We start from the raw sequence: 21,607 nt of genomic DNA, 5'->3' as shown, positions 1-21,607 counted from the left end.
CAACCTACAGCCTTTGTGGTTTGGATTGAACCGGAGAGTCCAGTCGCATCGGCAGCCCGGCGAGGGCCATATGCGCCTTGGCTTGGGCGATCGTATAGGTGCCGAAATGGAAGATCGACGCCGCCAGCACCGCACCGGCATGGCCGTCGCGAATGCCTTCGACCATATGGTCGAGCGTGCCGACACCACCCGACGCGATGACCGGCGCGCGCACCGCGTCGGCGATCGCGCGGGTCAGCGCGATGTCGTAGCCGGCCTTGGTGCCGTCGCGATCCATCGATGTCAAAAGGATCTCGCCGGCGCCGCGATCGACCATCTGCCGAGCGAATTCGACCGCGTCGATGCCGGTCTTTTCACGGCCGCCATGGGTGAAAATCTCCCAGCGGTCAGCCTCGCCTGCAGCGGACACTTTCTTGGCGTCGATGGCGACGACGATGCACTGGTTGCCGAACTTGTCGGCCGCTTCAGTGACGAAATCCGGGTTCTGCACCGCAGCCGTGTTGATCGACACCTTGTCGGCCCCGGCCAGAAGCAGCTTTCTGATGTCGGCGACCTGGCGCACGCCACCGCCGACGGTCAACGGCATGAAACATTGCTCGGCCGTGCGGGCAACGACATCGAAGATCGTCTCGCGGTTGTCGGACGAGGCGGTGATGTCGAGAAAGCAGAGTTCGTCGGCGCCGGCCGCGTCATAGGCCTTTGCCGCCTCGACCGGATCGCCGGCATCGATCAGGTCGACGAAATTGACGCCCTTGACGACGCGGCCGTTCTTGACGTCGAGACAGGGGATGACGCGGGCCTTCAGCATCAGCGCTTCTCCACCGTTGCGAGCAATTCGACCAGCAACTCACCCACCAGCGGTGGCACGTCGCCCTTGGCGTCGAATGCCGGATCGTAGGCGGAGATGGTGAGGCCGAAGATGGGCAGCGAGCCGGCCATGCCGCAGACCGCCCGGCGCAGTTGCTCCGGCGCCGGGCCGCCGGGGCTGGCGTAGCGGTTGGCCTGCAGATCTTCGGGGTCGTGCACGTCGAGATCGAGATGCAGATGGATGCGCTCGGCGCCGGTGCTCCTCAGCCTTTGCGCCGCCCCGTCCCAGCCCGGGCATTCCGTCCGGATGACCGGCAATGTCTCCAGCAATGGCTTTTCCGCAGTGTCGAGGTCGCGCGCGTTGACCAGCACGCAGCGGGCGGGATCGATTGCCTTGAACCCGGGGATCTGCGCTGCCATCGGTCGCCAGCAAAGTCCGAGCACGGCCGCCAGCGCCATGCCGTCTAGAAACCCCGATGTTGAGGTATCGGGCGTGTTGAGGTCGCCATGCTGGTCGGCCCAGATGATGGCATCGGCGCCTTCGCCGGCCACCGCGCCGGCGCTGGTCAGGCAGTTGCCGGCCAGGACGATGGGAAACCGGCCTCTGTCACGGGCAATGCGGACCTCGCCCGAAACGGCGTTGCAGACCGCGAATCCCGTTGCGATTTCCCGCCCCTGCTCGTCCCCCACTCTGCCGATGTCATGGACCGCAATGTCGTGACCGGCAAGCCTGAGCGCCTCGGCCAGCCCGCCGGCGACCAGCGCATCCGGACCCTGGCCGCAGCCGCCGTGATAGTGGCCGCTGTCATAGGACGCCAGAATGATCGAGACATTCACGGCCTTGCCTCCGCCGGCTGGCCGCGCAGGATCGCCAGTGCCTCGGCCGGGTCGATACGCCCGTCATAGAGCGCGCGGCCGGAGATCGCGCCTTCGAGCCTCTGCGCATCGGGCATGGTCATGCGCACGATGTCGGCGATCGAGGCGAGACCGCCCGAGGCGATGACCGGGATCGACACCGCTTCGGCGAGATCGATGGTGGCATCCCAGTTGATCCCGGTCAGCACGCCGTCGCGGTCGATGTCGGTGTAGATGATGGCAGCGACGCCGGCGCCCTCGAATTTCCTGGCCAGTTCGATGACGCCGAGGCTGGACGCTTCGGCCCAACCCTCGACCGCCACCTTGCCGCCCTTGGCGTCGATGCCGACGGCGATCTTTCCCGGGAATTCCTGGCAGGCCTGCCTGACCAGATCGGGATCGCGCACCGCCACCGTGCCTAGGATCACGCGGGCGAGCCCGCGATCGAGCCAGTCCTCGATCTGCGCCAGGGTGCGGATGCCGCCGCCAAGCTGAACCGGGTTCTTCGTTGCCTTGAGGATGGCGCCGACCGCGGCGCTGTTGACGCTCTGGCCCTTGAACGCGCCGTTGAGGTCGACGACATGCAGCCACTCGAAGCCCTGTTGCTCGAAGGCTTTGGCTTGCGCGGCGGGATCGTCATTGTAGATCGTCGCGGTCGCCATATCACCATGCTTCAGCCGCACGCACTGGCCGTCCTTGAGGTCTATGGCGGGAAACAGGATCATCTAGGCACCCTCTACAACAGCGAAGTGCCCCGTTGAAGCTGCCAGGCGGTTCTGCAGCGCCGTTTGGTAGACCTGTGACCGATAACAGTTCAGTGCCGTCTCGTAGCTGTCGAACTCGACCACCACATGCCTGCCAAACTCCGATCCTTCGGGGTTTGTGACCTGTCCGCCGCGCACGAGATAACGACCGCCAAAACGCGAAATGGCATCGCCGATGGCGTCACGATAGCGCTGATAGCCCTCCGGATCAGTCACCGTGAGCATGACAAGCCAGTACCCCTTCTTGCTCATCGGTCTCAGGGTCTCCATTGCAGAAAATTGGTAATCAGAGCCAGGCCCAGCGCCTGGCTCTTTTCGGGATGGAACTGCGTGCCGACGAGATTGTCGCGGGCGACAGTGGCTGTCACGGGGCCGCCATAGTCGGCAATCGCGAGGACCTCGGCTGCCGGCTTTTGCGCATCGAGATGGTAGGAATGCACGAAATAGGCGTGCAGCCCCTTGGGGCCGGTCGGAATGCCGGAAAACAGCGGATGCTTGCGCGTCAGCTCGATCGTGTTCCAGCCGATCTGCGGGATTTTCAGCGCCGGATCGGCCGGCGTGATCTCCTTGACGTCGCCGGCGATCCAGCCAAAGCCTTTTGTGACGGTCTTTTCCAGGCCGCGTTCCGACATCAACTGCATGCCGACGCAGATGCCGAGGAACGGCCGCCCCTTGACGATCGCCACCTCCTCGACCGCGTCCCACATGCCGGCGACGGCATGCAAGCCTGCCGCGCAATCGGCATAGGCCCCGACGCCGGGCAGGACGATACGGTCGGCGGTGCGGACCCGTTCGGCATCGGCGGTCAGGTCGATCGCGGCGGCGATGCCGGCTTCATGCGCGGCGCGCTCGAAGGCCTTGGTGGCCGAGCGCAGATTGCCCGAACCATAGTCGATAATCGCGACCCGCATCTCAGGGCCGTCCTGGCGTGTGGTTCAGCCCCAGCGCCATGCCCATCTGCGTCGGCCGCGCAAGGGCGGCGTCCGGAACGATCCGGTGCACAGGCGCATCTTCATCCGGAGGCGCATCGGCCGCCAGCGCATAGCGTGTGTCGGCATCGTCGAGCGCCTCGGCCTCGACGACGCCCCAATCATGCCAGCCGCGGCGGCGCAGGGCTGCAATCCGCAAACCTTGCCCCTCCAGCCCGACATAGAGCGATACCAGCAGCGACAGCAGCGAGCCGGTCAGCCCGAGGCCCAATTTTTCACCGAGCACCGAAAGCACGGCCATGACGACAAAGGCCAGGGCGGCCTCGATCCACAGCCGGTGCCAGAGCAGCCACAGCGGCGGCACCAGGAAGCCGAGCCAGGAAAAGCCGTCGCGAACAAAGGTTGCATCCGCCTTTTCGCCGCGGCCTGGCGGTTCCATCACGACATAGATGGCCATGGCGTTACCCCTTCAGCGATCCCTTGGTGGAGGGAACCGCGTCCGGCTGGCGCGGGTCGCGTTCGAGCGCTGCGCGCAGCGCACGCGCCACCGCCTTGAAACAGGTCTCGGCGATGTGGTGGTTGTTGGCGCCATAGTGGTTGGTCACATGCAGCGTGATGCCGGCATTCTGCGCCAAAGCCTGGAAAAATTCGCGCACCAGTTCGGTGTCGAACGTGCCGATTTTCGGCGACGAGAACGCAACATTCCACACCAGGAACGGACGGCCGGAGACGTCGATCGCCGCTCGCGTCAGTGTCTCGTCCATCGCCAGGTCGATCGAGGCATAGCGCATGATGCCGCGCCGCTCGCCCAGCGCCTTGGTCAGCGCCTGGCCGAGCGCGATGCTGGTGTCCTCGACCGTGTGGTGGTCGTCTATGTGCAGATCGCCCTTGGCCTTGACCGTCATGTCGATCAGCGAATGGCGCGATAACTGGTCGAGCATATGGTCGAAGAAGCCGACGCCCGTCGAAATATCGGAGATACCCGAGCCGTCGACATGGACCGATACGGAGATATCGGTTTCCTTGGTCTTGCGGCTAGCTTCGGCGGAACGGGGCGCCATGACCTCATCCTTGTCCCAGGGTTTCAGGTGTTCCAAGCGCTCACAAGCTTGAAAACGAAAGCCTTCTAGCAGCATGATCCGGCGATTGCCAGTTTCTATGGAGACCGGTATCGAGCCCCGTGATTCGACGGTTTGCAATCACCGGACCTATGCATACATATGGCCGATCAAGTCACTCGTAACGCGCCAATCGCCTTTTCGGGATCGCGCGGAATCGGAGCCAAGAAATGTCGAATGAACTGACCATGCACGCCACGACCATCATCACCGTGCGCAAGGGCGGCAAGGTGGTCATTGCCGGCGATGGCCAGGTGAGCCTCGGCCAGACCATCATGAAGGGCAACGCCAAGAAGGTGCGCCGCATCGGCAAGGGCGGCAACGTCATTGCCGGTTTCGCCGGCGCCACCGCCGATGCCTTTACCCTTCTGGAGCGGCTTGAAGCCAAGCTCGAACAGTATCCGGATCAATTGACGCGGGCTTGCGTCGAGCTCGCCAAGGACTGGCGCACGGATCGCTATCTGCGCCGGCTGGAAGCCATGATGCTGGTTGCCGACAAGTCGGTTTCGCTGGCACTGACCGGCACCGGCGACGTGCTCGAACCCGAACATGGCGTCATGGCCATCGGTTCAGGCGGCAATTATGCGCTGGCTGCGGCGCGCGCGCTGATGGACACCGACAAGGATGCCGAGGAGATCGCCCGCAAGGCGATGCAGATCGCGTCCGATATCTGCGTCTACACCAACAACAATTTCGTTGTCGAAACGCTCGATGCCGGCTGATCCGGTTGTGCTCTATGATTTTCGGCCGGTGACCGAGAAGGACCTGCCGATGATCGCTTCCTGGCTCGCCGAGCCGCATGTTGCGCAATGGTGGGATGATCCCGAGACCGAGATCGCTGAGATCGCCAAGCACATCGACAGCATCTCCGTCGAGCCGTTGATCGTCGAACTCGACGGCAAGCCGATCGCCTACCTGCAGAGCTACGATCCGCATCTGGAGGACGGCCACCCCTATGCCGACCAGCCGTTCGGCACGCTCGGCATCGATTTGTCGATCGGTGTACCCGAGCTTGTCGGGCGCGGCCACGGCTCGGCCATTGTCCGGCAGTTCGTCGAGCAGCTTTTCGAGGAAGGTGCGCCGCGTGTCATCATCGACCCGGATCCGGCCAATGCACGGGCCATCCGCGCCTATGAAAAGGCCGGTTTCAGGCCTATTGACCGCAGACAATCTGAATATGGCGACGTCGTGCTGATGGCTATCGATGCCGAAGAGGGCGACGCGCAAGAGGGGCAATGAAGAACAGGGGCAATGAAGATATGAGCGCATCCAGCGACGACAAAACCCTGTCGGCCTATGAAGACGCCTGGCGAATGGGGCTTCTGCTCGTCCTCGGCCTGATCATCTTCCAGGCCGGGGCCCTCTACGGCATGGGGCGAACGCCGATCTGCACCTGTGGCTATGTCAAGCTGTGGCACGGCGTCGTGCAGAGTTCGGAGAATTCCCAGCATATTTCCGACTGGTACACATTCTCGCACATCATCCACGGCTTCCTGTTCTATGCGCTGGCGCGGTTTCTGTTCCCGCGCTCGCCGATCGGTCTGCGGCTGGCCTTTGCCGTCCTCATCGAGGGCAGCTGGGAGTTGCTCGAGAACAGCCCTTTCATCATCGAGCGCTACCGCGCCGGCACCATCTCGCTCGATTACTACGGCGATAGCATCATCAATTCCGTGGCGGACACGCTGGCCATGGTGCTGGGATTTGTGATGGCGCGAAGGCTACCTATATGGGTGATCGTCAGCCTCGCCATCCTCTTCGAATTGGGTACCGGCTATCTCATCCGGGACAATCTGACACTCAACGTGATCATGCTGCTGCATCCGTTCGAGGCCATCAAGCAGTGGCAAAGTGGAATCTAGCGATATGACGACTTTTTCTCCCCGCGAAATCGTTTCGGAACTCGACCGCTTCATCATCGGCCAGAAAGACGCCAAGCGCGCCGTGGCCATCGCCTTGCGCAACCGCTGGCGCCGCCAGCAGCTCGAAGGCCAGATGCGCGAAGAGGTGATGCCGAAGAATATCCTGATGATCGGCCCGACCGGCGTCGGCAAGACCGAGATTTCGCGCCGCTTGGCGCGTCTTGCCGGTGCGCCTTTCGTCAAGGTCGAGGCCACCAAGTTCACCGAGGTCGGCTATGTCGGCCGCGATGTCGAGCAGATCATCCGCGACCTAGTCGAGATAGCCATCGGGCTGGTGCGCGAGAAGATGCGCGAAGACGTCAAGGCGCGCGCCCATATCAATGCCGAGGAACGGGTGCTGGAAGCGCTTGTCGGCAAGACGGCGAGCCCGGCCACCCGCGATAGCTTCCGCAAGAAGCTGCGCGACGGCGAACTCGACGACAAGGAGATCGAGGTCGAAGTGGCCGACACCGGCAATGGCGGCATGCCCGGTTTCGAGATTCCCGGCATGCCGGGCGCCAATATCGGCGTGCTCAACATCAACGACATGCTGTCGAAGGCGATGGGTGGCAAGAAGACCAAGACGCGCAAGACGACGGTGAAGGAATCCTACTCGCTTCTGGTTGGCGATGAGTCCGACAAGCTGCTCGACCAGGATGAGGTCGTGCGCAAGGCGGTCGAATCGACCGAGAACGACGGCATCGTCTTCCTCGACGAGATCGACAAGATCGCCTCGCGTGAAGGCGGCATCGGCGCCGGCGTTTCGCGCGAAGGCGTGCAGCGCGATCTACTGCCGCTGGTCGAGGGCACCACGGTGGCGACCAAATACGGACCTGTGAAGACGGACCACATCCTGTTCATCGCCTCGGGTGCGTTTCATGTCTCCAAGCCGTCGGACCTGCTGCCGGAGCTGCAGGGCCGTCTGCCGATCCGTGTCGAGCTGCGCGCGCTGGAGAAGGACGATTTCGTCCGCATCCTGACCGAGACCGAAGCCAGCCTGATCAAGCAGTACATCGCGCTGATGAAGACCGAGGGCGTCGATCTGACCTTTACCGACGATGCCATCGATTCGCTTGCCGGCATCGCCGTCGATCTCAACGCCAGCGTCGAGAACATCGGCGCCAGACGCCTGCAGACGGTGATGGAGCGGGTGCTGGACGAGATCTCCTATGACGCGCCGGACCGCAACGGCACGTCGGTGACGATCGACGCCGCCTATGTGCAAAAGCATGTCGGCGACCTCTCGAGAAACACAGATTTGTCGCGATTCATCCTTTAAAGGACAGCGCCGGAAGGTTTCCGGCGGGCGGCGGCACAATCTGCCGGCAGGAAATTGCAAGGTGTGGCCAAATGGAAGCATCTGGCCAGCTTTCGACCTGCCGGGCCAAGGGGTCTCTCGACTCCCCTTGGAGCATTACCTAGTTTGCCCCCCGACTATCCAGGCGGCGGTGCATGAAAAAACTGATCTTCGTCATTCTCGGGCTGACGCTGGCGGCAGCCATGTTCGCCGCCCAGGCGGCAACGATGGTGCCGCCGGGAAACCGCAATGCCGAGCAGCCCGACATACCGGGCGCTTCGAGCCGGCGCACCCAGGCCACCAACACCACCTTCCAGGCGAAATACCGCAAGGTCTATGCGCTGCTGCAGAACGACGCCGATCTGCGCGGCAAGATCAGGAAGGCCGCCGCCGCCTATGGCATCGACCCCATGCACATCGTTGGCGCCATCGTCGGCGAGCACACCTATAACGTCGATGCCTATGATCGGCTGCAGACCTACTACGTCAAGGCGATCTCCTATCTGTCGAGCAAGCTCTCCTTCGCCTATGAAGGCGAGGACATCACGGATTTCGTGCAACGCCCGGAATTCAGGAAATGTGCCGGCGTCTCGGACAGCTACGATCTGTGGGAATGCCGCGAGCAGGTGTGGAACCGGTCCTTCCGCGGCAAGAGTGTCGGCGGGACCAGCTTTCCCAACGACCGCTTCGGCGCCACCTTCTTCCAGCCCTACTATGCCGGCCAGACCTTTGGCCTTGGCCAGCTCAATCCGCTGACCGCGCTGCAGATGAGCGATCTTGTGCACAAGGTTTCCGGCCTGCCGAAGCTCGACGTCGGCGATCCCAACGCGGTCTACAAGACCATCATGGATCCGGACCTCACTTTGTCATATGTCGCGGCAACGATCCGCAAATCGATCGACGCCTACGAGACCATTGCCGGCTTCGACATATCGGGCAATCCGGGGCTTACATCGACACTCTACAACATCGGCAATCCCGAACAGCGCGCCCATGCGCTGAAGGCCGAGAACGACAAGCGCCGCGCCGCCGGCGAGCCTGAAAAGCTGCCGGAGGAAAATTACTACGGCTGGCTGGTCAACGACAAATTGCCGGAGCTCAAGGCGCTGTTTTAGGTGCGATCAAGTTCAGAACCTCAACCGCCCCCTTGTGGGGAGGTCGGACCGAAAGTCCGGGTGGGGGTCTGGTGCCGCCCCCATCCCCACGAGGGGGAGGGTAGACTCACGCCGCGAGCAGCGACTTCAGCTTGAACGCCTGCGAGCCAAGCGCTTCCGGCGCTGGCCTGGCCCGCTTGCCGATCAGCATCTCGGTCAGCCTTATGTCGCGGGCGACCGAATTGCCCGTGCCGATGCCGCTCGCTGCCACCAGCCTGCCATCCTGCGCCAAATGGAACAGGATGAAGGCGCCATCGCCGAGGTCGCGGCGCACGCTGCTGTGGCCCTCGTCCGAGAGGCCGGCGATCTGCAAGCTCAGGCCGTATTGATCCGACCAGAACCACGGCACCGCCGCGTGGGCCTCGCCGGCGCCCAGCATGTTCTTTGCTGCCAGCGCGCCCTGCTCCTGTGCGTTGCGCCAGGCTTCCAGCCGCACGCGCCGGCCGCTATAGACGGCAAGCGGAAACGAGCAGCAATCGCCAGCGGCAAAGATGTCCGGATCGCTCGTGCGAAGCTCGGCGTCGACGGCGATGCCATTGTCGATCGTCAGCCCCGCCTCCGCGGCAAGTCCGGTCACCGGCACGGCGCCGATGCCAATCACCGCCAAATCGGCGACGATGTCGCGCCCACCGGCCAACGTGATGCGCACCTCGGCGCCGTCGTCGGCGATTGCCGCGATGCCCTCACCGCACAGGATGTTCACGCCTTCGGTTTCGTGCGCTGCGTGGACAATCTCTGCGATTTCAGCCGGCACGCCGCGCATCAGGATGCGCGGCTGCGCCTCGATGACGGTGACATCGGCACCCAGTTTGCGCGCCGCGGCGGCGAGCTCGAGGCCGATGAAGCCGCCGCCGACAATGGCGATACGGTTGCCGGCGCGCAGATGCGCGCGAATGGCCAGCGCGTCGTTGAAGGTTCTGAGATAGACGCAGCGTCCGCCAAGGCCCAGCATCGGCAGCTTGCGTGGGATCGAACCGGTTGCCAGCAAGAGCTTGTCGTAAGGCAGGACCGCGCCGTCCGACAGCCGCACAGTATGTACGGCACGATCGATCGCCACGGCCTGGACCGAATGGATATGTCGGATTGATCGCGCGGCAAATGTCTCGTCAGTGGCGATCGCCTTGATCTCAGGCGCTTCGCTCACCATCGCGTCCTTCGACAGCGGCGGTCGCTCGTAGGGCAGATGCGGCTCGTCGCCGACCAGCGTTACCGGCCCGTCATAGCCGAGGTCGCGCAGCGCAAGGGCCGCCCTTCCGCCGCATTCACCGGCGCCGATGATGATCATCCCTTCCGTCATCACCGTCACCCGATCTGGATCAGGACCTTGCCGGCGTCGACCTTGACCGGATATGTCCTGAGATTGACGCAGACCGGCGCGCCCCTGGCGTCGCCCGTCTTGTAGTTGAAGCGGCCATTGTGCTTCGGGCATTCGATGATGTCATCCATCACCAGCCCGTCGGCCAGATGCACCTTCTCATGCGTGCACAGACCGTCGGTCGCGAAATAGTCGTCGTCGGGGCTGCGATAGATGGCGAAGGTGCGGCCGCCATGGTCGAACCGCATCACGTCCTCTTCGTCGATGTCTCCGGCTGCACAGGCTTCGACCCAGTCGCTCATTGATCCTCCCGGAAGGTCTGCTTGGTGCCCGATGGGCAAAAATCATTCCGCCGCCGCGACGGCGCTGTCGTCGTGCAAGTCTTCGCGATAGGGCCGCGCCGTCGGCGGCAGTTCACGCTTGAGGAAATAGTCCTCATTGCGCAGTTGGCGCAGGAAGGCAGGTATCATCTCGCGATAGCCGGCCAAGATCGACGGTGTCGGCGCCGGCAGATCGTGCTTGATCAGCTCATGCAGTTTCGGCAAAGCGTGGTAGGGCACCATGGGGAACATGTGATGCTCCACATGGTAGTTCATGTTCCAGTAGATGAAGCGGCTGACCGGGTTCATCAACACCGTGCGGCTGTTGAGGCGATGGTCGACGACATTGTCGGCAAGGCCGCCATGCTGCAGGATGCCGGTCAGCACATGGTGCCAGGCGCCGTAGAGCCGAGGCAGGCCGACCAGCATCAAAGGCAGGAACGAGCCCGTGTAGAGCGCCAGCGCGATGGTCGCGGCATAGATCGCCGTCCAGATGCGGGCAATGCGGATCGCCTTCGGCTGCTCCTGCTCGGGAATGAAGGTCTTTTCCGCCGGGCTGATGATGCCGGCGGCGTTGCGAACCATGTCGCTCATCGCATGCCAGGCGTCGAGAACACCGACGAAGGCAAGGACGACGCGCAGCAGATCCGGCGGCCTCATGACCGAGATTTCCGGATCGCGGCCGACGATGATGGTGTCGGTGTGGTGGCGTGTATGGCTCCAGCGCCAAGTCACCGGATTGCGCATGATCATGAAGCAGGCGATCTGATAGATCACGTCGTTCATCCACTGCGTCCTGAAGGCGGTGCCATGGCCGCATTCGTGCCAGCGTGAATCGGTCGAGGAGCCGTAGAGGGTGCCGTAGACGAAGAAGAACGGCACGCACCACCATGTGCCCCAGAGCCAGGCGCCGCCGGCAGCACTCAGGATCAGGGCGGCGAGCCAGATGATGGTGTCGCGGATCGCCGGCTGGTCCGAGCGCTGCATCAATTCCTTCATCTGCTTGCGCGGAATATCGGTGTGATACCACTCGGCCGCCGAAAGTCCGGTCTCGACGGCGAGCTTGGCGTCACGGCCGATCAGGCTGTAGTCGCGCCGGGACGGTGCTGCGTCCATCATCGCCGTCATTGAGGTTCCTCCATCAGCGCCTTGCGATCAGCCCACAACGGAAGCTCGGGCGCAATGGCTGGCGTCGGAATTCAAAATAGCGCCAAGCCATGATAGTCTCAATATCACAAAGATAGTTTCTATCATTTCATATCAGAATGAGGTAACCTGAGTCCGCAAGCAGTGGAGGATTCATGGTAAAGCGGCCAACCATCACCGATCTGGCGCGCGTCTCCGGCGTCAGCGTCGCCACGGTCGACCGGGTGCTGAACAACCGGCTGCCGGTGCGCGAGGAAACGGCGCGCCGCGTCTATGAGGCTGCGACCGGCATCGGCTATCATGCCGCCGGGCTGATCAAGCAGCGCATGCGCCAGGAATTGCCGGAATACCGGCTCGGCTTTCTGCTCCTGAGGGGCAATGATGTTTTCTACAGCGATTTCGCGCGGGAACTCGAAATGGCGGTCTCGCAATCGCAGCGCTTCCGCGGCGTCGCAACCATCGACTTCGCCAGTTCTCTGGCCCCCGACGAGATCGCCGCCCAGATGCGCAAGCTGGCAGCGAAATCCAGGGCCATCGCCCTTGTCGGCCCGGACCATCCGACGCTGACAGCCGCCGTGGAGGCGCTGAAGTCGAGGGGGCAACCAGTCTTCTCCCTGTTGTCCGACTTTGCCGCCGGCATCCGGGAGGGCTATGTCGGCCTCGACAACCGCAAGGTCGGTCGCACCGCGGCCTGGATGATCGCCAGGGCAGCGAGGAAGCCCGGCAAGGTCGCGCTATTCGTCGGCAGCCATCGCTTCCACGGCCACGAGTTGCGCGAGATCGGCTTCAGATCGTTCTTTCGCGAACATGCGCCGGAATTCACGGTGATGGAAACGCTGGTCAACCTGGAAGCCAACCAGGTGACCCACGATGCGATGATCGATCTTCTGGCGCGCTATCCGGATCTTGCCGGATGCTACGTCGCGGGCGGCGGCATGGAAGGCGCGGTGTCGGCGCTGCGGGCAGCGAGGCCAGCAAACATGCCGGTGGTCGTCTGCAACGAGATCAATGCCGAATCTCGCGCTGCGCTTGCCGACAACATCCTGACCATGGTGATCTCGACGCCGCTTGCCGCACTTTGCCGCGAGCTTGTCAGGCTGATGGCGCATGCCATCGAGACCGGTGCCGCCAACGCGCCAGGCCAGACCTTTCTCCCCTTCGACATCTATCTGCCGGAAAACATCTAGAGCTTTGTCCATACTTGATAGACCGGACGCGAGGCTCGGCGAGCCGCCGTGCGATGATAGAATCTATCAGGAATGGCCTTCAGGCCCGACCTCTGGGACTGTCGGCATGGATGCGACGCGAAATTGCGGCGTGGCGACCGAAAATCCGCCATCCGGTTTCGGAATTTCCCTTGACGCCTTGACGCGAAATGGAATAAATATTTCACCAACCGGGTATTTTGGTTCTTTCGTTCCGGAACATCTGTTTCAAACAGCAGGCTTGGCGTTCCAAATCGCAGATAAAAAGCCATCCGGAACAGAAATGGCATTCGGGAGAGATTCCCTGGGAGATCGGGGATTCCGGGTAAATCGGTGCAGCCGGACACCAACGTGTGGAGGAGAACTAAAATGAAGAAACTGCTTTTGGGCGTCGCCTTTGCGGCGCTGATGAGTTCGTCGGCACTCGCTGCCAAGGTCGGCGTGTCGATGGCCAAGTTCGACGACAACTTCCTGACCGTGCTGCGCAACGGCATGATCGAGCAGGCCAAGGGCATGGACGGCGTTGAACTGCAGGTGGAGGACGCGCAGAACGACGTCGCCAAGCAACTCGACCAGATCAAGAACTTCGTCGCCTCGGGCGTCGATGCGATCATCGTCAACCCGGTCGACACCTCGGCCACCCAGGCGATGTCGGACGCAGCCGCTGCGGCCAAGGTTCCGCTGGTCTATGTCAACCGCGAGCCGGTCAATGTCGACACGCTTCCCGACAACCAGGCTTTCGTCGCTTCGAACGAGGCCGATTCCGGCACGCTCGAAACCAAGGAAGTCTGCCGCCTGTTCACGGAAGCCGGCAAGAAGGAAGCCAATGTCTATGTGATCATGGGCGAGCTGTCGAACCAGGCCGCGGTGATGCGCACCAAGGACATTGACGACGTGATCGCCACGCCGGAATGCAGCTTCATCAAGATCATCGACAAGCAGACGTCGAACTGGAACCGCGACGAGGCCCAGAATCTGATGACCAACTGGCTGTCGACCGGCAAGCCGTTCGATGGCGTGATCGCCAACAATGACGAAAGCGCCATCGGCGCCATCCAGGCAATGAAAGCCGCCAACATCGACATGAAGTCGGTTGTCGTCGGCGGCGTCGATGCCACCCAGGATGCGCTTGCCGCGATGCAGGCGGGCGACCTTGACGCGACCGTGTTCCAGGACGCGGCCGGCCAGGGCGCCGGTGCTCTCGACGCCGCGCTCAAGCTGGCCAAGGGCGAGAAGGTCGACCAGAAGGTCTACATTCCCTTCCAGCTGGTCACACCGGCAAACATCGACAAGTTCCTGAAGAAGAACTGAGGCAGGCGCTTTGACAAAGGGGCGGCGCATCTAACCAGAACAACAGCGTCGCCCCTCCTTTCCACCCGCCCCAGCGGGCGGGCGGATGAATGCGGCCGACGGAGGAAAAAAACGTGGCACAGACATCTCATGGCGTCGGCGGACTCAGCTATGATGCCAAGAAGCGCGATTGGCCTGCCGAATTCAACGTTTTCCTGGCGCTCATCATCCTCGTCGGTGCTTTCGAACTGATTGGTCGGGTCTTCCTCGGCGACAGTTTCCTGTTCAACACCCGCGACAACGTCGATGCGATCTTCAACGAGGCGCGTCTGCAGATCATCATCCTGCAGGTGTCGATCGTCGGCATCATCGCCATCGGCGTGACGCAGGTGATCATTTGCGGCGGCATCGACCTGTCCTCGGGTTCGATCGTCGGCGCCACGGCGATGATCGCCATGAGTTTCGCCCAGGTGGCGACGGTGAATGGCAACCCGAACCCCAAGGCGATGTTCCTCGCCCAGGGCTGGACCGACCTGCCGGTGATCGTGCCGGTGCTGGTCGCGATCAGCTGCGGCCTGCTGGCCGGGCTGGTCAACGGCTCGTTGATCGCCTACACGCGCATTCCGCCGTTCATCGCCACGCTCGGCATGATGGTCACCGCGCGCGGCATCGCCAAATGGTGGTCCAAGGGACAGCCGATCTCATTTCCCACCGAGGGTTTTGCCGCCATCGGCAAAGGCCTGATGCCGGTCATCATCTTCCTGTCGCTGGCGGTGCTGTTTCAGCTGATCCTGACATACACCAAGTACGGCAAGCACTGTTATGCGATCGGCTCCAATGAGGACGCCGCGCGCATGTCCGGCATCAAGATCGCCAACCACAAGATCCTCGTCTACACAATCGCCGGCATCCTCGCCTCGCTCGCCGCCGTGGTGCTGAGCTCCAAGAACCTCACCGCCCAGGCCGGCATGGGCGTGATGTACGAACTCGATGCGATCGCCATGGCGGTGATCGGCGGCGTCTCGCTGTCGGGCGGCCGCGGCTCGATCATCGGCACGGTGATCGGCTCGCTGATCTTCGGTGTCATCATCTCCGGTTTCACCTTCCTGCGCCTCGACGCCTACTACCAGGAGATGGTCAAGGGCGTGATCATCGTCGGCGCGGTCGTTCTCGACCAATGGCGCCAGCGCAGGCGAGCGATAGGAGTTTGACCATGTCGGACATCATCCTGAAGACCGAAAACCTGACCAAGCGCTATGGCGGCGTGCATGCGCTCGAAGGTGCGAACTTCGAACTGCACAAGGGCGAGCATGTCGCCATCATGGGCGACAATGGCGCCGGCAAATCGACCTTCGTGCGCCAGATCACCGGCGTCGAGCAGCGCACGGACGGCAAGGTCTGGTTTGACGGCAAGGAAGTGAACTTCGCCGGCCCGATCGAAGCGCGCGAGGCCGGCATCGAGACCGTGTTCCAGAACCTGGCGCTTGCCGACGATCTCGACGTGCCGTCGAACCTGTTTCTCGGCCGCGAAAAGGTGCTGTTCAATCTCGGGCCGTTCTCGATCCTCGATCGCAAGTTCATGCGCAAGGCGACCGAGGCAGCTTTGGTCCGCACGGCGGTCAAGATTCCCAACCTGTCCAACACCATCCGCCACATGTCTGGCGGCCAGCGCCAATGCGTGGCGATCGCCAGGACCGCGACCTTCGCCTCCAAGCTGATCATCATGGACGAGCCGACGGCCGCACTCGGCGTGCAGGAGACGGCGCAGGTCGAAAACATCATCCGCACGCTGAAGGAAAATGGCGAGCCGCTGATCCTGATCAGCCACAACATGCGCCAGGTATTCGACCTGGTCGACCGCATCGTCGTCTTCCGGCGCGGCCGCATCGTCGCCAATCTGCGCAAGCAGGATACCGACGGAAACGACATCGTCTCCTACATCACCGGCGCCAAGACTGGAGAGGCGGAACTTGCGGCCTAGAGCATGATCCCGAAAAGTGGAATCCGGTTTTCGGGCAAGATCATGCTCAAGCAAGAAACATAGAGCAGGCGGGTCACCCGGCTTCGGGACGATCTGCCGCGCTCGGAAATAACCCTGCCACCTTTCCCCAACAGGAAAGGTGCGGACACAATTCTCTCAAACCATCCCTAGAGGAAATACCCCATGACTGTTCGTTTCGCTCTCCTTGGTGCCGGCCGTATCGGCAAGGTCCACGCCCGTGCCGTCGGCTCCAATCCGCAGGCCAAATTTGGTTGCCGTGGCCGACGCCTTCGAGAAGGCGGCGACGGAACTGGCGTCGGCCTATGGCGCCGAGGTGCGCACCATCGACGCCATCGAAAAATCCGGGGATATTGACGCCGTCGTCATCTGCACGCCGACCGATACCCATGCCGACCTGATCGAACGCTTCGCCAAGGCCGGCAAGGCGATCTTTTGCGAAAAGCCGATCGACCTGAAAGCCAAGCGCGTGGAAAAATGCCTGGCCGTGGTCGACAAGGCAAAAGCCACCCTGATGGTTGGCTTCAACCGCCGCTTCGATCCGCATTTCGCCGCCGTGCGCAAGGCGATCGACGACGGCGCCATCGGCACGGTCGAAATGGTCACCATCACCTCGCGCGATCCGGGTGCGCCGCCCATCGACTACATCAAGCGTTCGGGCGGCATCTTCCGCGACATGACCATCCATGATTTTGACATGGCGCGCTTCCTGCTCGGCGAGGAGCCGGTGGCGGTCAGCGCCCATGCCTCGGTGCTGGTCGACAAGAAGATCGGCGCGGCAGGCGACTTCGACAGCGTCAGCGTCATCCTCGAAACTGCTTCGGGAAAGCAGTGCATCATCTCCAATTCGCGCCGCGCCACCTATGGCTACGACCAGCGCATCGAAGTGCATGGTTCGAAAGGCATGATCGCCGCCGAGAACCAGCGGCCGGTGTCGATCGAATTGGCCAACGAAAAGGGCTATACGCGCCCGCCGCTGCACGACTTCTTCATGACCCGCTACCTCGACGCCTACGCCAACGAGATCGCCGCGTTCATCATGGCGGCTACGACCGGCAAGAAGGCGGCGCCGAGCGGCCAGGACGGGCTGATTGCACTGCGGCTGGCGGATGCGGCGCTGAAATCGGCGACCTCCGGCAAGACCGTTCGTCTCGACACGGCAAAGTAAGGAGCAAGAGCGATGAGCGGTTCAGCCGGTCGCAATTCTGAGACACGCGCCATCGTCACCGGCGGCGCGCAAGGCATCGGCTTTGCCGTTGCCGAGGCGCTGGCCGATGAGGGTTGCCGCGCGCTGGCGCTGATCGGCCGCTCGCAGGAGAAAGGCGACAAGGCGTTAGCCGCTCTGAAGAGATCCGGCGTCGATGCCATTTTCATCAGCGCCGACGTTTCAAAGGTGGCCGACTGCAAGCGCGCCGTCGAAACCGCGATCGCCCATTTCGGCACCGTCAATGCGCTGGTCAACGCCGCCGCGACCTCCGCGCGCGGCTCTCTGGTCGAGACCAGCGAAGAGCTTTTCGACACGATCTTCGCGACCAATGTGCGCGGACCGTTCTTCCTGATGCAGGGCCTGGTCGCGCATCTGCTCGAACGCAAGGCGCCGGGCTCGATCGTCAACGTTCTGTCGATGTCGGCGCATGCCGGCCAGTCCTTCCTGACGCCGTATTCGACCAGCAAGGGCGCTCTGATGACGCTGACCAAGAATGTCGCCAACGCCTATCGCTTCAACCGCATCCGCTGCAATGCCGTACTGCCCGGCTGGATGGATACCGAGGGCGAAGACATCGTTCAGAAGAAATGGCACGACGCACCTGACGACTGGCTGGCAACGGCGGAAGCGGCGCAGCCGATGGGCCAGTTGGTCAAGCCGGACCAGCTGGCGCGGCTGATCAGCTACATGGTCAGCCCGCAGTCGGGCGTCATGACCGGGTCGCTGGTTGACTATGACCAGAGTGTTGCGGGGGCGTCTCCGGAGTAGCATCATCAGAGGCGTGACAAACGCCTCCGCTTGGGCTATATGAACCTCATGATCAACCTGACCGCCACGTATTGGTACTTTAGGAGCTCGCTGGCGGCGGGAGGATTGCGCTCGATCTGAAGATTGCAGCATCAAAATCCGAACAGCCGCCAGACCTGGCGGCTTTTTTTGTTTTCAGCCGGCAGGTCTCCCAATCAGGAGCAGAAAGCCGTGTTGACCACCACAGATGATCTTCGGGTCAAGGAAATCCGAGAACTGAGTACGCCGGACCAAGTGATGCGGGAGATACCGCGCACGCTGACGGCGACGCGCACCGTCAGCGCGTCACGCAACGCAATCCACGCTATCTTGAATGGCACCGACGATCGACTGCTCGTCATCGTCGGCCCGTGTTCGATCCACGATCCGGTCGCGGCCGTTGACTATGCCAGCCGTCTGGCGGCGCTGCGCGAAACCCTGTCCGACCGGCTGGAGATCGTCATGCGGGTCTATTTCGAGAAGCCGCGCACGACGGTCGGCTGGAAGGGCCTGATCAACGATCCCGACCTCGACGGCAGCTTCAACATCGACAAGGGGCTGCGGATGGCGCGCAATGTGCTGTCCGCCGTCAACAATCTCGGCCTGCCGGCGGCAACCGAATTCCTCGACATGACCACGCCGCAATACATCGCCGACCTCGTTGCCTGGGGTGCCATCGGCGCGCGCACGACCGAGAGCCAGATCCACCGCGAACTGGCATCGGGCCTCTCTTGTCCGGTTGGCTTCAAGAACGGCACCGACGGCAATCTCAGGATCGCCGCCGAGGCGGTGAAATCGGCCGCCCAGCCGCATCACTTCATGGCGGTGACCAAGGGCGGGCGCAGCGGCATCGCGACGACCACCGGCAATGAGGATTGCCACGTCATCCTGCGCGGCGGCGTTCAGCCGAACTATGATGCGGCCAGCGTTGCTGTCGCCTCGGCGGAACTCGCCCGGATAGGTGTTGCGCCCAGGCTGATGATTGATGTCAGCCACGCCAACTCCAGCAAGAAGCCCGAGAACCAGCCGAAGGTGGCGGCCGACGTGGCGAGCCAAGTGGCAGCGGGCGACGAACGCATCATCGGCGTCATGATCGAGAGCAATCTCGTCGCCGGCCGGCAGGACGTTGTTGCAGGCAAGCCGCTCGTCTATGGCCAGAGCATCACCGATGGCTGCATCGACTGGGCAACCACCGAGACGGTGCTGCACGGTCTTGCCGGCGCGGTCGAGTGGCGCCGGTCTGCGCGCCGCGCCATGGTGGAGAGCCGGCAGGGAGCGGCCTGACGCGGAGGAGCTAGCGCACCGAGACCCAGCGTTGTTCCTCGAACGAGCGCGCCATCGCATGCACGGTGCGCTCGATCTCCAGTCCTTCGTCGAAGTCGATGATGCGCGCCGGCTTGCCGGCGAGCCGCGTCAGCAACTCCCGGCATTCGATGATCTTGAGGTCGTTGAAGCCAAGGCCATGGCCGGGTGCTGGCAGGAAGGAATCGTAAGGCTTGTGGTGTGGCGCCACCAGGATGGTGCGATATCCCTGCTCGGTCGGGCGGTCTGAGGTGAGATAGAGCTGGAACTCGTTCATCCGCTCCTGGTCGTACAGGATCGAGCCTTTCGAGCCAAAAATCTGGATGGCGATGCGGCCCTTGCGGCCCCAGGCCGAACGGTTGACCAGCAGCGTGCCGGCAATGCCGTTTTCGAGATGCATCAGCACGCTGGCGATGTCGTAGGTCTCGACCGCGCGGCGCTCGCCTGTCGCAACCTTGCGATCGGCACAGGGTTTGGCCATGTCGCACATGACGCGGCCGACGCGGCCGAACAGCACCGAAATCAGCGACAGCGGATGCACGGCGAAATCGTCGAGCGCGCCATAGCCGGACGCCGCCTCATGCTTCCAGAAGAACAGCGCCTCCGGGTCGGCCATGAAGTCCTCGTCCATCTCGATACGCAGCAGGTTAACCTCGCCGATGATCTTCTCGTCGAGCAGCGCGCCAATGTGGCGGATCGCCGGGTTCTGGATGTAGTTGTAGCCGAGCGCCGCCACCTTGCCGGATTTTTTCGCTGCCGCCGCCATGGCTTCGGCCTCGCCGAAGCCCGGCGCCATCGGTTTCTCGCACCATAGATGTTTGCCGGCTTCGAGGATGGCGATGGCCATTTCCGGATGGAACTGGTTGGGCGTGGTCAGCGAGACGATATCCACCTCGGGATCATTGACGACGGCGCGCCAGTCGCCGGACGCCTTGGCGAAGCCGAACTCGCCCGCCTTGCGCTTGGCAAGTTCCTCATTGACCTCGCCAAGATGGACGAGCCGTGGCTTGGCCACGTCAGGGAAGACGGCACCGACGGCACTCCATGCAATGGCATGGCATTTGCCCATGAAGCCCGTGCCGATAAGACCGACTCCGACCATTTTCCTTGTCTCCGCTGGCTGAAAAGTCTTGCGTGGATGAATTAGTCCATTTTTTCCGAAAATGGAACGCTTGCCTCATTTATTATGGTGTTCTTGCACAGGCTCGCTATGATGGGGCAGAGAGGGAACCCGACAGATGAGCTTGGACAAAGCGACGATGGACGAACGGGTACCTCGCGATTTCGAGACGCTGCGCGCGACGATCCTGGAGCGGCGCGAAAGCCTGCCCAAGCGCATCGCCCAGATCGCCGCCTATGCGCTCGACAATCCCGACGACATCGCCTTCGGCACCGCCGCCAGCATCGCCGCCTCGGCCGGTGTTCAGCCTTCGACCTTGATCCGCTTTGCCCAGCAGCTCGGCTTCGACGGCTTCACCAGCCTGCAGTCGGTGTTTCGCGAACGGCTGCGTGAGCGCAATTCGTCCTATGACGAAAGGCTGCTGGCGCTGCGCGCCAAGGCCGAGGAAGGCGCCGGCCACCGGGCGATCTTCGACGGTTTCGTCGCTGCGGCCAGCACGTCACTCAACGACATTTCGCGCACACTCAACGAACCGCATTTCGAAGAGGCGATCGCTCTGCTGGCAAAGGCGGAAACCATCTATGTGCTGGCCAAGCGCCGCTCCTATCCTGTCGCCTCCTACATCGCCTATGCGCTGGGCAAGCTCAAGATCCGCAACCAGCTGATCGAATCCGCCGCCGGCCTGAACGCCGAGATGATCGGCTTTGCCTCATCCAGGGATGCCGTCATCGCCATCAGTTTCTCGCCCTATGCGCCGGCAACCATCGAGGAGGCGCGCGTCATTTCGGAGCAGGGCGTGCCGATCGTGGCGATCACCGACAGCGCCTTTTCGCCGCTCGCCCAGTTCGCCAAGGTCTGGTTCGAAGTCGCCGAGGCGGACTTCGCCGGCTTCCGCTCGCTGTCGGCGACGATGGCGCTGGCCATGGCGCTGACCGTCGCCGTTGGCGAGAAGCGGCGCGACACCGGCCGCAAGCGCAAGGCCTAGACGCTCCCTGTCTGCACTTTTCAGCAAAGGAATGCTCATTCCATATTGACTATGGATTGGAATTATTATTTCATATTGCTGCCGCCACGCTGCCGCTCGCGCGTGTTATC

The 21,607-nt window shown here is 62.7% G+C and carries 23 protein-coding genes and 1 pseudogene; 13 read left to right on the top strand and 11 right to left on the bottom strand.

Annotated elements, in window-relative coordinates:
• Positions 1-4: 4 nt before the first annotated feature.
• The 7 genes from hisF to hisB are packed head-to-tail and all read right to left on the bottom strand — an operon-like array spanning position 5 to position 4,416.
• Positions 5-811: an imidazole glycerol phosphate synthase subunit HisF gene (gene hisF / locus LHFGNBLO_RS07555; protein WP_258609647.1), complete on the bottom strand. Its 807-nt coding sequence runs from the start codon at positions 809-811 to the stop codon at positions 5-7.
• On the bottom strand, positions 808-1,644 hold the full coding sequence (locus LHFGNBLO_RS07550; protein WP_258605576.1) for an arginase family protein: 837 nt from the start codon (positions 1,642-1,644) through the stop codon (positions 808-810). The genes hisF and LHFGNBLO_RS07550 overlap by 4 nt, the downstream gene beginning before the upstream one ends.
• Positions 1,641-2,387: a 1-(5-phosphoribosyl)-5-[(5-phosphoribosylamino)methylideneamino]imidazole-4-carboxamide isomerase gene (gene hisA / locus LHFGNBLO_RS07545; RefSeq protein WP_258605574.1), complete on the bottom strand. Its 747-nt coding sequence runs from the start codon at positions 2,385-2,387 to the stop codon at positions 1,641-1,643. The genes LHFGNBLO_RS07550 and hisA overlap by 4 nt, the downstream gene beginning before the upstream one ends.
• Positions 2,388-2,678 carry a DUF1330 domain-containing protein gene (locus LHFGNBLO_RS07540; protein ID WP_258605572.1) on the bottom strand — a complete coding sequence of 97 codons (291 nt, stop codon included), beginning with the start codon at positions 2,676-2,678 and terminating at the stop codon, positions 2,388-2,390.
• A 5-nt stretch (positions 2,679-2,683) separates the two neighbouring features.
• Positions 2,684-3,337: an imidazole glycerol phosphate synthase subunit HisH gene (gene hisH / locus LHFGNBLO_RS07535; RefSeq protein WP_258605571.1), complete on the bottom strand. Its 654-nt coding sequence runs from the start codon at positions 3,335-3,337 to the stop codon at positions 2,684-2,686.
• Between the two features lies 1 nt (position 3,338).
• On the bottom strand, positions 3,339-3,812 hold the full coding sequence (locus LHFGNBLO_RS07530) for a DUF2628 domain-containing protein (RefSeq protein WP_258605569.1): 474 nt from the start codon (positions 3,810-3,812) through the stop codon (positions 3,339-3,341).
• A gap of 4 nt (positions 3,813-3,816) precedes the next feature.
• Positions 3,817-4,416 carry an imidazoleglycerol-phosphate dehydratase HisB gene (gene hisB / locus LHFGNBLO_RS07525; protein ID WP_258605568.1) on the bottom strand — a complete coding sequence of 200 codons (600 nt, stop codon included), beginning with the start codon at positions 4,414-4,416 and terminating at the stop codon, positions 3,817-3,819.
• 227 nt (positions 4,417-4,643) lie between these two features.
• Between hisB and hslV the strand changes: the two genes are divergently transcribed.
• The 5 genes from hslV to LHFGNBLO_RS07500 all read left to right on the top strand — a co-directional run bounded on the left by hslV (position 4,644) and on the right by LHFGNBLO_RS07500 (position 8,783).
• The gene (gene hslV / locus LHFGNBLO_RS07520) at positions 4,644-5,195 is read left to right on the top strand and encodes an ATP-dependent protease subunit HslV (RefSeq protein WP_258605567.1); all 552 of its coding nucleotides are present in this window, start codon (positions 4,644-4,646) and stop codon (positions 5,193-5,195) included.
• Complete coding sequence (locus LHFGNBLO_RS07515; RefSeq protein WP_258605566.1) at positions 5,185-5,712, top strand: GNAT family N-acetyltransferase; 528 nt, start codon at positions 5,185-5,187, stop codon at positions 5,710-5,712. The genes hslV and LHFGNBLO_RS07515 overlap by 11 nt, the downstream gene beginning before the upstream one ends.
• A 20-nt stretch (positions 5,713-5,732) precedes the next feature.
• On the top strand, positions 5,733-6,332 hold the full coding sequence (locus LHFGNBLO_RS07510; RefSeq protein WP_258605564.1) for a DUF2585 domain-containing protein: 600 nt from the start codon (positions 5,733-5,735) through the stop codon (positions 6,330-6,332).
• Positions 6,333-6,336: 4 nt separating this feature from the next.
• Positions 6,337-7,650, top strand: a complete 1,314-nt coding sequence (gene hslU / locus LHFGNBLO_RS07505) for an ATP-dependent protease ATPase subunit HslU (RefSeq protein WP_258605562.1) — start codon at positions 6,337-6,339, stop codon at positions 7,648-7,650.
• Positions 7,651-7,823: 173 nt separating this feature from the next.
• Entirely contained in the window at positions 7,824-8,783 is a 960-nt protein-coding gene (locus tag LHFGNBLO_RS07500) for a DUF1402 family protein (RefSeq protein ID WP_258605560.1), read from the top strand.
• Between the two features lie 106 nt (positions 8,784-8,889).
• Here the strand turns inward: LHFGNBLO_RS07500 and LHFGNBLO_RS07495 are convergent, their stop codons facing one another.
• The 3 genes from LHFGNBLO_RS07495 to LHFGNBLO_RS07485 are packed head-to-tail and all read right to left on the bottom strand — an operon-like array spanning position 8,890 to position 11,573.
• Complete coding sequence (locus LHFGNBLO_RS07495) at positions 8,890-10,119, bottom strand: NAD(P)/FAD-dependent oxidoreductase (protein ID WP_258605558.1); 1,230 nt, start codon at positions 10,117-10,119, stop codon at positions 8,890-8,892.
• A 5-nt stretch (positions 10,120-10,124) separates the two neighbouring features.
• Positions 10,125-10,439 (bottom strand): MocE family 2Fe-2S type ferredoxin, encoded by a 315-nt coding sequence (locus tag LHFGNBLO_RS07490; protein ID WP_095083246.1) that lies wholly within the window; start codon positions 10,437-10,439, stop codon positions 10,125-10,127.
• Positions 10,440-10,481: 42 nt separating this feature from the next.
• Entirely contained in the window at positions 10,482-11,573 is a 1,092-nt protein-coding gene (locus LHFGNBLO_RS07485; protein ID WP_413774708.1) for a fatty acid desaturase family protein, read from the bottom strand.
• Between the two features lie 185 nt (positions 11,574-11,758).
• Here LHFGNBLO_RS07485 and LHFGNBLO_RS07480 point away from each other — a divergent pair, with 185 nt between their 5' ends.
• The 7 genes and pseudogenes from LHFGNBLO_RS07480 to LHFGNBLO_RS07450 all read left to right on the top strand — a co-directional run bounded on the left by LHFGNBLO_RS07480 (position 11,759) and on the right by LHFGNBLO_RS07450 (position 19,374).
• Positions 11,759-12,790 (top strand): LacI family DNA-binding transcriptional regulator, encoded by a 1,032-nt coding sequence (locus LHFGNBLO_RS07480; protein WP_258605556.1) that lies wholly within the window; start codon positions 11,759-11,761, stop codon positions 12,788-12,790.
• 387 nt (positions 12,791-13,177) lie between these two features.
• Positions 13,178-14,119, top strand: coding sequence for a sugar ABC transporter substrate-binding protein (locus LHFGNBLO_RS07475; protein ID WP_258605555.1), 942 nt, complete (start codon positions 13,178-13,180; stop codon positions 14,117-14,119).
• A gap of 113 nt (positions 14,120-14,232) precedes the next feature.
• Positions 14,233-15,309 carry an ABC transporter permease gene (locus LHFGNBLO_RS07470; protein WP_258605553.1) on the top strand — a complete coding sequence of 359 codons (1,077 nt, stop codon included), beginning with the start codon at positions 14,233-14,235 and terminating at the stop codon, positions 15,307-15,309.
• 2 nt (positions 15,310-15,311) lie between these two features.
• A complete protein-coding gene (locus LHFGNBLO_RS07465) occupies positions 15,312-16,079 on the top strand; it encodes an ATP-binding cassette domain-containing protein (protein WP_258605552.1) in 768 nt (255 codons plus the stop codon).
• A gap of 183 nt (positions 16,080-16,262) precedes the next feature.
• Positions 16,263-17,265: pseudogene (iolG, locus tag LHFGNBLO_RS07460) on the top strand (inositol 2-dehydrogenase).
• Positions 17,266-17,277: 12 nt separating this feature from the next.
• Positions 17,278-18,072 (top strand): SDR family oxidoreductase, encoded by a 795-nt coding sequence (locus tag LHFGNBLO_RS07455; RefSeq protein ID WP_258605551.1) that lies wholly within the window; start codon positions 17,278-17,280, stop codon positions 18,070-18,072.
• Positions 18,073-18,282: 210 nt separating this feature from the next.
• A complete protein-coding gene (locus tag LHFGNBLO_RS07450; RefSeq protein ID WP_258605550.1) occupies positions 18,283-19,374 on the top strand; it encodes a 3-deoxy-7-phosphoheptulonate synthase in 1,092 nt (363 codons plus the stop codon).
• A 10-nt stretch (positions 19,375-19,384) separates the two neighbouring features.
• On the opposite strand, the gene LHFGNBLO_RS07445 is transcribed toward LHFGNBLO_RS07450, so the two are convergent.
• The gene (locus tag LHFGNBLO_RS07445; RefSeq protein WP_258605548.1) at positions 19,385-20,494 is read right to left on the bottom strand and encodes a Gfo/Idh/MocA family protein; all 1,110 of its coding nucleotides are present in this window, start codon (positions 20,492-20,494) and stop codon (positions 19,385-19,387) included.
• Between the two features lie 157 nt (positions 20,495-20,651).
• On the opposite strand from LHFGNBLO_RS07445, the gene LHFGNBLO_RS07440 reads away from it, so the two are divergent.
• The gene (locus LHFGNBLO_RS07440; RefSeq protein WP_258609646.1) at positions 20,652-21,497 is read left to right on the top strand and encodes a MurR/RpiR family transcriptional regulator; all 846 of its coding nucleotides are present in this window, start codon (positions 20,652-20,654) and stop codon (positions 21,495-21,497) included.
• The last annotated feature ends 110 nt before the right edge of the window (positions 21,498-21,607 follow it).

Origin of the sequence: Mesorhizobium sp. AR10, from assembly GCF_024746795.1 — a bacterium.
In the GTDB taxonomy this organism is placed as follows: domain Bacteria; phylum Pseudomonadota; class Alphaproteobacteria; order Rhizobiales; family Rhizobiaceae; genus Mesorhizobium.
Note: the sequence above shows the minus strand (reverse complement) of the source record. Positions and strands in the feature narration are given on the sequence as shown.

What these genes read in the sequence shown, in the direction of transcription:
- LHFGNBLO_RS07485 (WP_413774708.1), bottom strand. Translation starts at nt 11,573, where the DNA reads ATGGACGCAGCACCGTCCCGGCGCGACTACAGCCTGATCGGCCGTGAC.
- LHFGNBLO_RS07500 (WP_258605560.1), top strand. Translation starts at nt 7,824, where the DNA reads ATGAAAAAACTGATCTTCGTCATTCTCGGGCTGACGCTGGCGGCAGCC.
- LHFGNBLO_RS07465 (WP_258605552.1), top strand. Translation starts at nt 15,312, where the DNA reads ATGTCGGACATCATCCTGAAGACCGAAAACCTGACCAAGCGCTATGGC.
- LHFGNBLO_RS07445 (WP_258605548.1), bottom strand. Translation starts at nt 20,494, where the DNA reads ATGGTCGGAGTCGGTCTTATCGGCACGGGCTTCATGGGCAAATGCCAT.
- hisB (WP_258605568.1), bottom strand. Translation starts at nt 4,416, where the DNA reads ATGGCGCCCCGTTCCGCCGAAGCTAGCCGCAAGACCAAGGAAACCGAT.
- hisA (WP_258605574.1), bottom strand. Translation starts at nt 2,387, where the DNA reads ATGATCCTGTTTCCCGCCATAGACCTCAAGGACGGCCAGTGCGTGCGG.
- LHFGNBLO_RS07530 (WP_258605569.1), bottom strand. Translation starts at nt 3,812, where the DNA reads ATGGCCATCTATGTCGTGATGGAACCGCCAGGCCGCGGCGAAAAGGCG.
- hslV (WP_258605567.1), top strand. Translation starts at nt 4,644, where the DNA reads ATGTCGAATGAACTGACCATGCACGCCACGACCATCATCACCGTGCGC.
- LHFGNBLO_RS07495 (WP_258605558.1), bottom strand. Translation starts at nt 10,119, where the DNA reads ATGACGGAAGGGATGATCATCATCGGCGCCGGTGAATGCGGCGGAAGG.
- LHFGNBLO_RS07510 (WP_258605564.1), top strand. Translation starts at nt 5,733, where the DNA reads ATGAGCGCATCCAGCGACGACAAAACCCTGTCGGCCTATGAAGACGCC.
- LHFGNBLO_RS07540 (WP_258605572.1), bottom strand. Translation starts at nt 2,678, where the DNA reads ATGAGCAAGAAGGGGTACTGGCTTGTCATGCTCACGGTGACTGATCCG.
- LHFGNBLO_RS07480 (WP_258605556.1), top strand. Translation starts at nt 11,759, where the DNA reads ATGGTAAAGCGGCCAACCATCACCGATCTGGCGCGCGTCTCCGGCGTC.
- hisH (WP_258605571.1), bottom strand. Translation starts at nt 3,337, where the DNA reads ATGCGGGTCGCGATTATCGACTATGGTTCGGGCAATCTGCGCTCGGCC.
- LHFGNBLO_RS07455 (WP_258605551.1), top strand. Translation starts at nt 17,278, where the DNA reads ATGAGCGGTTCAGCCGGTCGCAATTCTGAGACACGCGCCATCGTCACC.
- LHFGNBLO_RS07440 (WP_258609646.1), top strand. Translation starts at nt 20,652, where the DNA reads ATGGACGAACGGGTACCTCGCGATTTCGAGACGCTGCGCGCGACGATC.
- LHFGNBLO_RS07475 (WP_258605555.1), top strand. Translation starts at nt 13,178, where the DNA reads ATGAAGAAACTGCTTTTGGGCGTCGCCTTTGCGGCGCTGATGAGTTCG.
- hslU (WP_258605562.1), top strand. Translation starts at nt 6,337, where the DNA reads ATGACGACTTTTTCTCCCCGCGAAATCGTTTCGGAACTCGACCGCTTC.
- LHFGNBLO_RS07515 (WP_258605566.1), top strand. Translation starts at nt 5,185, where the DNA reads ATGCCGGCTGATCCGGTTGTGCTCTATGATTTTCGGCCGGTGACCGAG.
- LHFGNBLO_RS07490 (WP_095083246.1), bottom strand. Translation starts at nt 10,439, where the DNA reads ATGAGCGACTGGGTCGAAGCCTGTGCAGCCGGAGACATCGACGAAGAG.